The sequence below is a fragment of the Variovorax sp. GW822-FHT04E09 genome, from assembly GCF_058800845.1.
Map to the genome: position 1 here is coordinate 44,542 of NZ_JBXAMR010000015.1, position 14,571 is coordinate 59,112.

Here is a 14,571-nt window from a genome sequence, read left to right on the forward strand (position 1 = left end):
AGTGCGAGCAACCCCGTGGCATCTGGCCGCTGGAAGTTCCGGGGCCGAGCGAAGCGAAGGCCCGTCCGGTGTCCAAATCCCCTCTGGCTGCGCCGAGGAGCGCAGCGTTTCGCGGATCAGGGCTCGCAGCTGTTTGAGCCGAAGGCGAGTTCTGCGAGACCCCGCGAAACGCGAGCACCGCAGGTTGCCCGTAGCGAAGCGGAGGGACGCAGACAGTGGGGTCGCCTTTTCTTTGCTTACTTTCTTTTGGCGAAGCAAAAGAAAGTAAGTCCGCCGCCGGGCGGAACTCCCGGCCTCGGGAAGGAAAAGAAAGCACCGCCCTCATTCCCCACCCCCAAGAAACAAAGCCTCGAACTGCAAATCCCGAGGCAACCCCGTAGCCAGCATCCGAACCCCGCCCTCCAAGCCAGGCGTCTCCATCCAAAGCGAAGCCCCAGCCAGTGGCAACTCAAGCGACCGATCATCAGCGGAAGGTTCAGCAGCAACACCCACGAACAACCGACTCAGTGCCGCATCAAACCGCAGCGCATCCAAATCACCCTCAAGCCCTTCAAGCACAGCCTGCGTCCCCAACGCCCACCACCGAAGCGCAGCAACAAGCGCCTCTCCACGCAGCGCACCAGGTACGCCTTCATCCAATTCAACGGCGAGAGTGAACGGAAAGTACCGCCCCACCCCATCCACCGAAGGCATCAACACCCCCATCCACCCCCGCTCCCCCACCACCTGCGCCCCCAGCGCAAAGCACCACACAGGCGCCTCCAGGTAGTGAGCAGTCCAATCCGCATGCCGATCCCGCAGCCGTGCCAGCCCGCGCTGCAACCACGGGTCCCAGACAGAGCGAAACGACTCCGGCAACCGCCGATGCGCAAAGTCCCCCATCCCCGGCAACTTCCCGAACCATCCAGGAAGCTCACCGGAGACGAAGAGCGAAGAAGAGGCCAGACTCACAACCCCTCCGGACAAGAAAACTCCCGCAACTCCTTCAACCGAATCGGATGCTGCACGCTGTTCGTCGTCACCTCGAACCGCGTCTTCCTCGCCCCCACCTGGAAGGTAATGAAGAACTTCTCCGGCGCATCCCCAGCCTCCAGCTGCCCGTCATCCAGCGTACGGAACAAAGCCCAAGGCCCATCCATCGCCGACCCCGAACTCCCCGTCGTCGACGGCGGACTCACCTGAACGCGCACCTGGTTGCTCCCCTTCGGCCCCGGCCACTGCACCGCCATCGGCACCACCGGCCCGTGCGCGTACTTCACGAGTTGCCCGTCCACGTCGAGGATGAACTGCGTGATGCCCGCGTCCATCTCCACCGGCTTGAAGTCCAGCCGCATCGACGGCCCGCGACCGCCGCCGCGGAAGAAGATGTCCTTGATGCGCGCCGCACGCTCGAACTGCGCCAGCGCTTGCGTGGTGATCGCGCCGCGCTCGGCCACGGGCTTGTAGCGCCACGGCCGGGTGCTGGTGTCGACCAGCGCGGCCAGGCGCTTCTGGAAGAAATCGTCCATCAGGCCGCCGGCGCCGAACATCTGGCCGAAGTCCTCGGGCAGCACGTCGCGCTTGCTGCTTTGCACGAAGGGGTAGCGGCCCGCGATGGCGCGGTTGCAGAACTCGGTCACGGGGCGCAGGTCCTGGCTCAGGTTGCCGCGCTCGGCCACCTGCGCCTGCGCGGCGCCGGTCTGGCTCAGGTTCTCGATCATGCTGCGCACCGGCTCGGGCAGGCGGCCCGCGTCCGACTTGAGCTTGCCGGCCACGTCGCCCGGCGGCGGCGAGGTGCGGCCCTTCACGGCCGTGTCGACGGCGTTGAGGTACACGTACACCTCGTTGAAGAGCTTGAGCGCATCGTCGATCGGCGCCGGCTGGTTCGGGCCGCCCGCGGTGACCAGACGGCGCAGCGACTCGAAGCGGTCGTCCACGATGCTCTCGATGCGCTTGCCCGGCGCCACCTGCTTGCCGGGGTCGCTGCCGAACAGGTCTTCCAGGCCCTTGCGCGTGTTGCGCACGGTCTCGGTGGCCTTGCTGACGACGTCCTTGTTGGCATCGGCCGCGGGAATCAGCGTGGTCTGCTTGACCACCGCGCGCAGGAAGTTCGCGAGCGGCGAATCGACGCCCGAGAGAATCCGCGCGGTCTCGATGTTCTTCTCCAGGCCGCTGACGCGGATCAGCCGCACGTCGGCCAGCAGCGCTTCCCACTGCTTGACGTACTCCTCCAGGTACAGGCGACGCACGCGGTCGGTGAGCGCGCCGAGCGCCGCGGCGTCGCGCAGGCGTTCGCTGGCGTTGCGGTCCTGCCCCAGCACCCACGGGTCTTCGGCGGCGAGCAGGCCGGTGAGCACCACGACCTCGTTCTGGAAGCGCTTGTGGTAGCCGTCGTAAGTGAACATGCCGGGCACGCCCTCGCTCAGCGGCTTGCCGCTGATGCGCTCGAACACGAGCGGGCCCGACGGGCCGGTGGCCTGCGCCACGCTGAAGCCCGGGATGTCCTTGGTGGCGCGCTGGCGCTTCAAGCGGCTGAACACGCGCTGCTCCAGCGGATAGCTCGCGAGCACGGCGCGCACGCTGCGCACCAGGTTCTCGTCCATCTTCAGCGGCGAGCGCGGCGGGCCCTGGGCGATGAGCACGTCGAGCTGGTCTTCGAGCGCCTTGCGCTGGTCTTCGGGAATCCCGCGGTCGAGGTTGCGCGCCCAGTCGAGCGTGATCCAGGCCTTGAGTGCCTCGGGGTCGAAACGCTCGGGCTGATAGAGCATGAGGTAGCTCTTGAGGGCCTCGTAGGTGAACTCGAGGTTGTCCTTCTGCGCGGTGCGCAGCTGGTCCTCGATGCGCTTGGCGATCTGCGGCAGGAAGGCGTCGTTGAGCGCGCGCTGGTGCGTGAGCATGGCGGCGGCATCGAGCTTGTCGCCCTGGTACAGGCCCAGCGTCATCGACAGCGGCTCGTCGCCCTGGCGGTTGTCGGGCGTCTTCCAGATGTCGCGCAGGCCCTGCAGCACGGGCGCGACCTCGACCAGGTTCTGCACGCGCGTCGGCAGCGCGGCCAGGGTCTTCTGCGCGGGCTCGACGCGGGCCTCGACCGACTTCAGGTAGTTGTGGTTCTGCCAGGTGCTGTAGCCCCAGGCCGCGAGCAGGCCAACGGTGACCAGCGTCATCGCGGCCACGCCCGCCAGGCGCAGCGTGTTGCGGCGGCGCTCCAGCTTCACGTCGGCGCCCGCGAGGCGCTGCTCGGGGAACACCACCTCGCGCAGCAGCGCGGTGAGAAAGTAGCTGCGCCCGCTCGACTTCTGCGGCGCGAGCATGGCGCGCTCGATGCCGAAGCTGCGCGCCAGGCTGCCCATCACGCGGTCGATCGGGCTGCCCTCCTGCGTGCCGCTGGTGAAGTACACGCCGCGCACCCACGGCGGCTGCGCAAAGCGCGAGCCGGTGAACACCTGTTCGAGCAGGTCGGAGAGCAGCGGGCCGACCGAGCCGAACTGCGCCGGAAAACCGAAGATCGCCGCGCGGCGCGTGCCGTCGGTCTCGCGTTGCATGCGCGCGATGAGGCCGTCGTTGATGCGGTTGTGCAGCAGGCCGAACTCGCGGTTGAAGGCGGCCGACAGGCCCTTCTCTTCAAGCTGCACGTTCTCGTCCGCCGGCAGCGTGAAGCCGAAGACCTGCGCGCGCTGCTCCTTGCCGAGGTCGTCGAAGTAATCGGTGAAGCCGTAGAGCAGGTCGCTCTTGGTGACGAGCACGTACACCGGCAGGCGCGTGGTGAGCTTGCTGTCGAGTTCGAGCAGCCGCGCGCGGATCGACGCCGCGAGCTGCGTGCGCGCCTCGGGGCCCTGGCTCAGCAGGTCGCCCACGCTCACGGTGAGGAACACGCCGTTGAGCGGTCGGCGCGGGCGCGCCTTCTTCAGCAGGCCGAGGAAGCCTTCCCAGGCGCTCTTGTCTTCCGACTGGTGGCTGTCCTGCGTGGTGTAGCGCCCGGCGGTGTCGATGAGCACGGCCTCGTCGGTGAACCACCAGTCGCAGTTGCGCGTGCCGCCCACGCCGCGGATGGCGCCGGGGCCGAACTTCTCGGCCAGCGGGAACGAGAGGCCCGAGTTGACGAGCGCCGTGGTCTTGCCCGCGCCCGGTGCGCCGATGAAGACGTACCACGGCAGGTCGTACAGGTAGCTGCCGCCCGAGATCGACAGCCAGTCGCGCCAGCCCGGCTTCTTGCCGGCGGCATGCAGGCGCATCTGCTTGAGCGTGGCGACGGCTTCGCTGAAGCGCGTGTCGAGGATCTTCTGTTCGCCGTCGACCGGTGCACCGGCCTTGGCGGCGGCTGGCGCTTTCATCAAACCATCAGTCAGGTGCTGGCTGGCGCGGCGCGCGCGCCAGCGGCGGCACAGCGCACGCAACACGACGATGAGCACGATCACGCCGATGACGATGGCGCGCGTCATCTCGCCTTCGAGCGGCGCGAGCGAACCGATCTTCACCAGCGGGCCGATCCACCAGATCAGCAGCGCGACGACGATCAGCGCGAGCAGCGTCAGCAGCAGCGGGCTGAACAGGAAGCCGAAGATTTTCTTGATCATTTCGTCGCTCCTGGAACGGGAGCAGCCGGTGCAGCAGCGAGGCGCTCGGGTTCGGTCAGCAGCACGATGTCGACGCGGCGGTTGCGCGCGCGGTTGGCCGGCGTGTCGTTCGCCACCACGGGCTCGGCGTCGGCCTTGCCGTCGGAGCGCATGCGCGCGGGCTCGACCAGCGTGGAGAGCGCGCCCTTCACCGCATCGGCGCGCGCGGCCGACAGGTGCCAGTTCGACGGATAGCGCAGCGAGCGGATCGGCTGGTTGTCGGAGTGGCCGGTGATGAGCACCTCGCCCTTCACCTCGGCCAGCGCCTGGCCGATGCGGCGCAGCACCGGCAGCGAAGCCGCCATCGGCTCGGCGCTGCCCGAGCCGAAGAACGAATCGCCGCGCAGGCGCACCACGCTGCGGTCGGCCTCGTCGGTCACGGTGACCAGGCCCTGCTTGATCTCGGGCTCGAGAAAACGCGCGAGCCGCGGCGACTTGGCCGGCGCGGCGGGTGGCGCGATCTGGATGTTGGGCACGCGCAGGCTCGACACGGCCGCGTAGGTGGTGTCCGAGCGGTGATTGAGCGTGAGCCGCAGGCCGAACCACGCCAGCGCCAGCAGCAGCGCGAAGCCGGCCGCGAACACCCACAGCGGCAGCGACTCGCGCAGCCGCACCGTGCCCGCGCCCTGCCCGCGCCAGTGCGGCGACAGCTCGGGCTCGACCGGCGGACGGTCTTTCGCGATCAGGTCGGCCAGGCGCTGGCGCACCGAGTCGAGCTGCGCACGGCCGTTGTCGACCACGCGGTAGCGGCCCTCGAAGCCGAGTGCGAGCACGCTGTAGATCAGCTCGAGCAGCTGGCGGTGCGTGGGCACGTCTTGTGCGAGCTTGGCGAGCAGCTGGAACACCTTTTCGCCGCCCCAGGTCTCGTTGTGGAACTGCACCAGCAGGCTCTGCTTGTTCCAGCCGGCCTGCACGCCCCAGGGCGTGTTGGCCACGGCTTCGTCGAGCGCGGTGCACAGCACATAGCGCGCGGCCAGCACCGACTCGTTGCCCACGCCCGCGCGCCGCGCCGCGGCGTCGAACTGGTTCACTGCATCGGCGGTGGACGCGCGCAGCGCCGGCACGTTGGGCGGCTGCGCGAGGTTGCGCAGCTTGCCGATCAGCACCAGCAGCTTGCCCGCGGCCGACACCAGCGGATTGAGCAGGCCGATCTCGCCCACCTCGGCCACGGGCGTCGGATCGGCGCCGCCGAAGAACGGCGCGGGCGCAGCGGCCGGCGGCGCGCCGCCCGGCGTGCGCGGCTTGGGCTTGATGACCGTGCGCTCGGACTCGAAGGCGGCAAAGGGGTCGGGAGGGGTGCTCATGGTGATGTTCCGTTTCCGTCAGCCGGAGGCGGCTAGGAACGAATGGCCCAGAACGCCAAATCGAGGCCGGGGAAATCGCCCGCGATGTGCATCGCGATGCCGCCCGATTGCTCGAGCTGGCGCCACAGGTCGCTGTTGCGCGTTTCGAGTTCGAAGTAGTTGGCGCCCGTGTGGAAGGGGATCTGGCGCGGCGCCACCGGCATCGGCGTCAGCGTGACGCCCGGCAGCGCGAGGTTCACAAGGTCGCGGATGCGCTCGACTGGTCCGATCTTCACCTGCGTGGGGAAGCGCGCGCGCAGCGCCTCGCTCGGCATGTTCGCGCTCACCGCCAGCACAAAGGTCGCCTTGCGCTGCAGCTCAACGTCGGTCACCACCGCCACGCGCACGCCGTGCTTGCGGTCGTGCAGGTCGATGCGGATCGCCGACTGCTCGAACACCATCGACAGGCTGCGGCGCAGGTCGTCCATCACCGGGCGGAAGCTCAGCGCCAGGTCGTCGTGGATGTAGGGCCCGAAGCGCGCCACGCGGCGCGTGTCGCGGAAACTCGCGAGGTCGCCGGCCAGCCCGAGCGCGTGCTCGAAGAAATGCTGCGGGTGCAGCATCGCGCTCTTGGCCAGGTGCGCAAAGATGGCTTCGTTGCGGTTCACGGCCTGCAGCAGCATGAAGTCGGCGATCTCGGCCACACCGCCCGTACCGCCTTGGGTCATGCGCCCGGCCAATGCCTCGCCGCGCTGGCGCAGCAGGCCCAGCAGCTCGTCGAGCCAGGCGCGAATCACCGCATGGCCGGCCACGTCGAGCAGCGGCGGCAGCATCCCGCGGTCGAGCTGCACCTGGTTGTCGACCCGGCGCTCGACCACACGGGCCACGCCCAGCGTCGCCCAGGCATCGGTCGCTTCGCTGGCACGCATCAGGCGCGTGTGGAGCTGGCCGAGTTGCAGCATCGCGGTGCGCTCGCCGGCCGTGTTGGAGTCGGGCACGTCCGACTCCAGCACGCGGTGGCGCACCAGCTCTTCGTATTCTTCAGCGTCGGCTTCGCGCGCCCCGGCGCGGCGCAGCGGCAGTGCGAGCACCACCGCTTCGTCGCGCATCGACGCGGGAATTTCGATGGGTTCGGGCAACGGATCGACCGCCGGCATGTCGAACACCGTGCCGTCACCGAAGATGCCCACCGCCCGCACCAGCGCCAGCTTGCCCAGCGTAAGCGCCGCCGCGTCGATCTCGACTTCGGCGAAACCCCAGGCGTAGGGCGTGGTGGTGCGCAACAACACATGCCGCGCATGATCGGCATGGCGCTCGCTCTGCTGCAGGTGCTGAGGCTGCAACAGCATCCCCTCGCTCCAGACCACTTTGGTTCGCCAACTCATCCGCACTCCGTCAACGGCAAGGGTGCCGGGAAGAAAGAAGAAACACGAAGTTTCCGGCGCGGGGGGCGGGAGGCAAATCCGCCTTAAGGCCTAGCTAATGGCCTAGGTGGGGCGGGAGGGGGTACGGCGAAGGGAGTAGATGCGGGGCCAGCCATGGGCTGGGCGCACTGGCGGGATGCGGCCAGGAAGCGCGCTGTCGGCTCACCGGTTCAGAACTGGGGCGACGGGCCCGTCCGCACGTTCCGATCGGTATCGGAACGCAGGTTGAGCTCGTTCATCATGAAACCCCTGCGAAAGATCGTCCGCCTTGTGTCTTCGCAGCGACTCATGGCTTGACAGCCCATCGCATCGGCTCCTCCGGCCCGATGCCGCTTTCTCTTCGCTTCCGGCCGCAGTCGCTGTCCCACTCTTCGGGAAAAGTTGGCCAATAGCACAGCCGTTCGGCCAGACTGTTCAATGGCGCCCAAGGCATGTTGGCGGCATAGTTGACGTAGGTTCCCGTCGATGTCCCCCCACCTGCAAGATCGTCATTCGCATGCGACCGGTGCATCACAGTTTCTTCCAGGTGTTCGCTTGCGCCACTGAATCCCTTTCGCAGCCAGTGGTCCGCACCGGGCCAGGGCACACTGCTCATACCTTCCTCCATGTAGGTCCGGATGTACTGCCACAGCGATTCACCGGCACCTTCGTCGCCGACCCAGATGATGTCTTCGCCTTTGCGCTCGGGGTCGTTGGCATCCAGCGGCGGCCAGTACAGCAGAAGGTATCGCGTCCGACGCCCTTCCAGCGATCTCGCCTCTCGCGCTACCGGATCGTTCGCGATCTGGGAGGGTGTCCAGGAACTGGGTGGCACCCAGTTCACATGCGCTTGCACTCGGTCCCAATCCAGAACGGCATTGCCACCGTACCTCTTGGGACGCAGCACATAGACCGTTTGCCTCGTTCGGTTGAAGCGATAGCGAGCGCGCAGGGACGTAAAAAATGCAGGGGCAAACATTGAGCCCCAAAGAGAATAGAGCACCGTCAGGGAGAAGATCAAGAATCCGAGCCCTATACCCATGCCAATCAGTCGATCACGCGTCAACTGCAAGGCGCCCAGAAGGATTCCGAAGGCGTCACCTACAAGCAAGTAGATGAGATAGATGCCAGGAACGGTTGCCACCACGAACAACATCAACGCCAAGGAACGTGCCATCCCTCCTGGATTGCTCAGTTCGATGAAATGCTCATTGAAATCGAATACTGCGCGCATTAATGAGAAGCTCGGTCGCGCGAAGGCCTCCTGCTCATCCCGCTCTTTTCTCGTTGGTTTTCGAGAACCCTCTTCTCGCCGAGCTGCCCCCTCTTTCGGACCATAGAGTCGCGTTTCCCCGGCAACATCCGCGTGATATTTCAATGCCGAATGAATACCTCCGCTTCGTTTTTCATGCTGAAACGCAGCCTCAAAAATAAACACGACATGAGCTCCTGAGCCAAGCCGGCAACAACGTTGGCCAACTGGATCTTCATGGAATCTAGGCCCTACGGATTTCGAAGCCCTGAAGCGCGGAACGAAAACAGAGGATCGCGAGCATGCGGCTGAACTTCCTGTGAAGAGATGTGGCAGCCCTACTCAGCCGCAATTGCGACAGAGCGCAGCTAGGAGGCATCTGCGGCACTTTCAATTTCCTCTGGAAACCGTGCCTGCCATGTCAGGCACTGCCCGAGGAAGTTGCCGATGAAAATCAAGACGATCAGCGGAAGGATCAGCAGTGAGATGCCATCACTGATCTTCCCGATGAACCCTTCTTGCTGAAATGCTGGATACCACTGAGTCACGCTGAGCCACGCTTCCTTGATGCTGGGCCGATAGCCAATGACTGTCTTGGGTTTGGGCACCGCATCGGGCCCCTCCTCCATGTATCGACGGATGTACTCCCAGAATGCCATCCAATCGCCCACTGTCTTGAAACTGGTCCGTCGCCCGATGAACTGCATCGCACCGACCTTGCCCAGCTCCGTCTCACTTCCCCAGATCAGCACAGGCCAATGCATCAGGACGGCATTGGCGTCAGTGCTCTTGCTCAAGCTTGGGTCAGTATCAGACCAGTCGAACACCATCAAGCCACCCGCGTACTTTGGGCGAAGCAAGTACACCTTCTGGGTTTCCCGATTGAATCGAAGGCGGATCCAGCGTTGGGTGAGCAACTCGTAGCGGAAAAAATAGCGCTGCATTGCCCAAGTAAAGCCAGCCGCGAACACCGTGAATCCAATGGCATTAAGCAGCGCGACCAGTGCCGTGGTTCTGACCAGCACCGTTCCATCCGCACGATGCCCGGTCGAGTACAGAAAGATGACGTCCAACCATCCACTGGCGACAAAACTCCACACCATCCAGTAGCCCCCCCACCCAAACAACGTGGTGATGCCCCGGATGTCGTTGCTCCAAGTTCTTACCTCAAGCCATTTGTCGTTCCGGGCATGCAGCAAGCCTTGGTCGTCTGCCCGCTCCACGATTCGTTCGTTCCGATCGTAGGCTTGGGTGCTCTCGAGTTGCTGTCGAGTGAGCAGGAGCCCTCCCTTTTTTGCCTTTTTGATCGTTTCATCAGGGGTATGTCTGCGCCCCAATCGAAGCTCTTCCGAGGCCATTTCTTTCGCTGCTTCATAGTCGATTTTTTCGAACCAGTACATCATTCCTCTGTCACCTTGAAAGCGATGTACAGGGCCGTCAGCTCTTCACCGGCCTTTTCATAAAGCGGTTCGGACTGGTTTCCAGTTTTTGGAGGCAACCGAAAGCTCGACCGCTTGATCCACTTTTGAATTTCGTTGTCACCGAGCTGTCCGATGATCCATGTAACGGCCAGGATCGTCAGCGTGACCCACAAATTGGCGGCCAATAGAGCGGTCCTTCCAAGCGCAAGCGCAGCGGCTCGGGCGGCAAGGACCTGCAGCGCTCTACCTCGCAACGACTCGAACCCCACGCTTCTTGCCAAATGCTCCATGAGTGGACCGGTATACGAAAACCCCAGAGCCATTCCGACAGCGAAGTTGACGCTGTGAGCAGCACCGCGTCCAAAGAACAGCCAAGTCAGTGCATATTTTTCCTCTTGTCTGGATTTTTTTCCGTCTCCGTAGTCCAGACAGGCCGACACAATCCCTGCAATTCCCGCCAACGCATTCCCTGCCAGCTTGAAACCACCGAGCCGAATTTCGGCCATGGCCAGAGTGCCACCGTAGGGAGCACTTTTCGATATCAACCACTCTTGTGTCATGGCTCCAACTTCCAAGCCCGCCGATGTGGTTGTCAAGGCCGCGGCACTGAGCTCCCAAGCTGCCTTTTGCGCCGAATCTACGTCTTTGGCGTCTGCCAACTGCTTTGCCTTGAAACTTAGAAGAATGCCTTCAACAAGAGTCATGACGCCAGTCAATCGCATCTTGAAGAAGTCGCCGCCTCTTCCTTCTGCCATGATCTTGTTGACGGCCGCATGGCTCTCGGCTTTCAGCTGTTGCTGACTCCATTTGAACTGGTAATCGGCAACGATTCGGAATTTCTCCGGCTCTATGTCCTTCAAAGCCCGTCGATAGCGCGCATGCAATTCGATAGCAGCGGGGCTTCCCGTGCCCGCAACCAGGCTCATCATGAGCGATCGAGCCAGCCTCTTCTCCAATTCAATCTTTCCACTTCCCGCCTTGAAGATCGCATGACCAATCAGATTGAGGATAGGACTGAACCCGAACATCGGTATGGCTCTGCAGATACGTATGCTGGCGTCGTTTTTTCCTGCGATGAGGTCGTTGAACTTCGCGAACTTGTCGAGCTGATCCTTGAAAGACTGAACCATGCTTGCAACCGAAGTAGCGGGGGCCTGTGCAGCCGCCATGGCGGCCCTGAAGCTTTCTTGCGCATCCTCCTGATTCATCAAGTACCCGCGCCACAGAAGATTTTTTGGCTCGTCCGAGTGGTCCTTGGCCCACGCCATGAGTCGCTGTTCACAAAGTGCTCCGCCACCATTGAGGCCTTCGAGAATTCCATTGATCTGCGCAGCACACTTGGCGCCTTGTTCGATATCGCTGCGTCCCTTTCCGTTGTACAAGGCCAGCGCCCGTTGCAGTTCACCGCAATTCAGCCAGGCCAACGAATCTGGTGCGCGTTCATGGGCAGTACCCTCGAAGGCTTTTGCCTTCTCTACGTAGTCGGCCTGAACTTTCTCCATGGCATCCTGATTGATCCCCGAGGCGTATTCATCCCATCGGGAATTCACACTTTTGGCAGAGTTCTCCTTCGCGTTCTCGATCCTCTTCAGATAGGCGATGTAATCAGCACGCGAGTCGAATACGCGAGCGTTCGAGCGCGCAGAGCTGACCGACTTCGTCGGCTTGTCCTCGAGAAAAACAGGGTCCCGGGTCGCTCTTTCGCTTGCTTCGATCTCGCGCGACATGTACGCAATGCGACGCTGCTTGAAAAGCACCTCCATTCTTTTCCAGCCTTCCGCAATCTCGAAGCGCGTCTTGCGAGACTGCTTGTTGCCCGGCGGCGGCGCGCCGAATCCGGTCACAGTTGGAGCGCCTACCGCGTTGTCCACCACGTCACCCCAAATGATCAAATCTCGGTAGGGCTTGTTGCGCCAGTGATTCATTTCCTGGGCAATCCCGATGGCGTCTGGGCATGCCGCAACTACGCCCAGGGGCTTCTTCGGATCGGAAGGATCTCCGGCCAACACTCTGGCGATCTCTTGGAGACGCTCTCGATGCACGTCGGCGTAGGACGGCAATGTGCCCGGCCCCATGCGCTCAGTCCTGCGCCAATGCCCCCACGGATTGTCTGCGCTGAAGATATCCCCGGAAGGGGGATCGGTGCGACTCTGCTTTAGGGCAGCATTCACGTAGATCGGGACTTGCCCTTCGCCATAACCCTGCTCCACAGTTTCAATACCCATCACTCCATAGAGCTGTTCATTGAGGCCCGCCAGCATCGCCCCATCGTTCAGAGCAGCCCATTCAGCAATCCTGATTGGCAGTTCGCTGGGCGCGCAGGTGTGAGATTGGGGAACAGGTTTCCTAGCCCACGCAGCGATGTCCAGCCGCGGTAGATCAGCCGGGCTCTCCTCCAATTTCTGGAGCACATCCAGCAACACCGCATCAGGATGGAAGAAGTACCAAAGATTGGTAACGCTGGCCGGGTCCGAAACCCAGACCAAGCTCTTGCTGGCGCCACGAATGACAACTTCGCAGGCTGGTGAGGATGGCTCGGCCGACACCGGTGTCAGAAGAGGATTGAAGGGACTCAGGTAGCCGTGCGAATGCACCATGTAGCCCATCCATTTTTTTCTACCTTCGCGTTCGACCAGAACATACAGGACCCCTTCACGGAGCATGCGCACGGCATAGCTCGCAGTTTTCAGAGGAATGGGCGGTGCCTTGAATTCGCCAACAGGCTTGAGCTTCTTCAGCGCAGCCGCACGGGTCGCATCGGCACTGAAAGTGGCAGCGTAGCGGGTGAACAGGATCGGCAAATTGCCCGGTTTGCAGGCATCGCAGGGTGTTTTGCAGGCCATCGATGGGGGTATTCGAAGTTCAGAGAAACAAAAAGAGAGAGAGGAACGGCGCACGACGAGGACTACAGACCTTGACCGACCGTCCGCCACGCATCCGAAAAACCGAGGCCCGCGTGCTCTTTCTGCATATCGAGTGCGGCACGGGACTGACGCTGGCCCGCTGCGCTCTCCCAGTAGTCCTGTCCGACGCCCCACTGGCACAGTGCCCAGTCAGCTTGATCATTGCCATTCAGACCGTTCGCAGCCGCGTCGCTGAGCCAATGACGCAGGGCTCCAATACTTGGATAGGGTGAGGTAAGGCCTGAAGTCGATCTCAGGCTGACGACTTGCCAGAAGCTGTTCTCCGCAGGAGCGCTGTGAGCCAATCGCCATTGCCCCGGGTCGAGCAAGTGATGCACGCGGGAATGCGGCTGCACGTCTGCAGATGTCGGTTCAGCGTGCCAAAGAATGGGCGAAGTGGCCGTTCGTGCCACGATGGGGCCGATGGGCTGCGTGATGGCGTACCAGTGCCGGACCGGGCCGAGCCATGCCCGCCTCTGGCCTTCGCTCAGGATGGGCCATACCCGTTGCATGACGCGCGGATCCTGGTAGCGCAGCACACAAGAAGGCTCGACTTCCTCAGTGGGGTCGTGCTGCAAGCTCAAGGTGCCGAAATGCGTCAGCAACGCTGCGAGGTCACCTGAGACTAGGAGCAGGGCCGAAACTCTTTGAGGGTGAAGGCGTTGGGATGCAGTCAAGATGGCCGATGCCAAGGCCTCCTGCAAGATCGCATGATCGGCAGGAAGCATCAAGGGCAGCAGGTGGGGGGCTCGCCACGGTTCATCCTTGAAATAGGAATCGAGGGTTGGTCGAAAGCGGGTCTTTTCGACGGGAAGGAAGTCTGCTTCGCCGTGGTCCAGCAGGAGATAGGGGACGAAATTCGAGGACTCACTCAACGCCGTGAAGGCATCGATTTGCAACGTAATTGCGCGGCAAATGTAGGGGTCGAGCGTTTTCCATATCGTCATGACTGACCACCACTTAGTGCTTGATGGAGCCGGCACCGGTCGCCGAAGCATCACGAATTTGTTGGCCGCATGACTTGAAATCGGGTTTAGGAATTCGCCGCGAATCCTGTCCCGCCTTGACATGACTCGCCGCATGCTCGATCCACCCACCCGGTGTTCCGTGCAAGATGCTTGCGCTGCTCCACTCGGTGAAACTTCCACCACCATTGATCACCACCTTGATCGGTGCGGTGATACGGATCTCGCTGGTGGTGCTTGTGATGCGGACGGCCTTCTTCGCGGTCAAGTTCATCGCATCCTTGTGCGCTTCGATCTGGAACTTTCCGTTGCCCGCGATCCACTTCATGCCACCTCGGAGCGCAAACAGGCGGATGCCGTTCTTCGCGCTGACGAGCAGCCGTTTGGCCGCGCTGATGCTGGTATGGCCCTGGCTGCTGATCGCGATGTGTTCGCCAGCCTGCAGATGAAGGCTGCCAGGCGTGGTGGCTGCGAGGCCAGCGGCGCTGGCGAGTACCAATTGGGCTTCGGTGAGTTCAGGGAATCGGCCTTGGGCCTTGTCACCGCCGCTGCCCTTGATGACTTCGTTCTGCGCTTTGAGCGCCTGGACCACCAGAGCCTGGTCTTCGCCACCGGCTTGAGCTTTGGCTTTCGCAGCTGCTTCCGCGAGCCCTTCGTGCTGGTCCTGCGCTGCTTTTAGTCGCTGAACCGTCTCTCCCATGTCCTTGGCATGGTTCGCCGCGTTGCCCCTTGCTTCGGTGGTGATGAGCATG

Annotated in this window: 9 protein-coding genes; all 9 read right to left on the reverse strand. The window is 63.2% G+C overall.

Annotation, left to right across the window (positions count from 1 at the left end; genetic code table 11):
- Positions 1–321 precede the first annotated feature (321 nt).
- Positions 322–951, reverse strand: a complete 630-nt coding sequence (gene tagF, locus AC1RL8_RS30740; protein WP_492687353.1) for a type VI secretion system-associated protein TagF — start codon at positions 949–951, stop codon at positions 322–324.
- Complete coding sequence (gene tssM / locus AC1RL8_RS30745; protein WP_492687354.1) at positions 948–4,553, reverse strand: type VI secretion system membrane subunit TssM; 3,606 nt, start codon at positions 4,551–4,553, stop codon at positions 948–950. Before tssM ends, tagF begins: the two co-directional genes overlap by 4 nt.
- Complete coding sequence (locus AC1RL8_RS30750; RefSeq protein ID WP_492687355.1) at positions 4,550–5,896, reverse strand: DotU family type VI secretion system protein; 1,347 nt, start codon at positions 5,894–5,896, stop codon at positions 4,550–4,552. Before AC1RL8_RS30750 ends, tssM begins: the two co-directional genes overlap by 4 nt.
- A gap of 32 nt (positions 5,897–5,928) precedes the next feature.
- Positions 5,929–7,260 carry a type VI secretion system baseplate subunit TssK gene (gene tssK / locus AC1RL8_RS30755; protein ID WP_492687356.1) on the reverse strand — a complete coding sequence of 444 codons (1,332 nt, stop codon included), beginning with the start codon at positions 7,258–7,260 and terminating at the stop codon, positions 5,929–5,931.
- A gap of 325 nt (positions 7,261–7,585) precedes the next feature.
- On the reverse strand, positions 7,586–8,716 hold the full coding sequence (locus AC1RL8_RS30760; protein ID WP_492687357.1) for an MFS transporter: 1,131 nt from the start codon (positions 8,714–8,716) through the stop codon (positions 7,586–7,588).
- Positions 8,717–8,898: 182 nt separating this feature from the next.
- On the reverse strand, positions 8,899–9,933 hold the full coding sequence (locus AC1RL8_RS30765; RefSeq protein ID WP_492687358.1) for a DUF6708 domain-containing protein: 1,035 nt from the start codon (positions 9,931–9,933) through the stop codon (positions 8,899–8,901).
- On the reverse strand, positions 9,930–12,794 hold the full coding sequence (locus AC1RL8_RS30770) for a T6SS effector BTH_I2691 family protein (RefSeq protein WP_492687359.1): 2,865 nt from the start codon (positions 12,792–12,794) through the stop codon (positions 9,930–9,932). The genes AC1RL8_RS30765 and AC1RL8_RS30770 overlap by 4 nt, the downstream gene beginning before the upstream one ends.
- A gap of 62 nt (positions 12,795–12,856) precedes the next feature.
- Positions 12,857–13,801 (reverse strand): DUF4123 domain-containing protein, encoded by a 945-nt coding sequence (locus tag AC1RL8_RS30775; RefSeq protein ID WP_492687360.1) that lies wholly within the window; start codon positions 13,799–13,801, stop codon positions 12,857–12,859.
- 13 nt (positions 13,802–13,814) lie between these two features.
- Positions 13,815–14,571, reverse strand: a 757-nt coding sequence (locus AC1RL8_RS30780) for a DUF2345 domain-containing protein (protein WP_492687361.1), incomplete at its 5' end; no start/stop codon positions are given.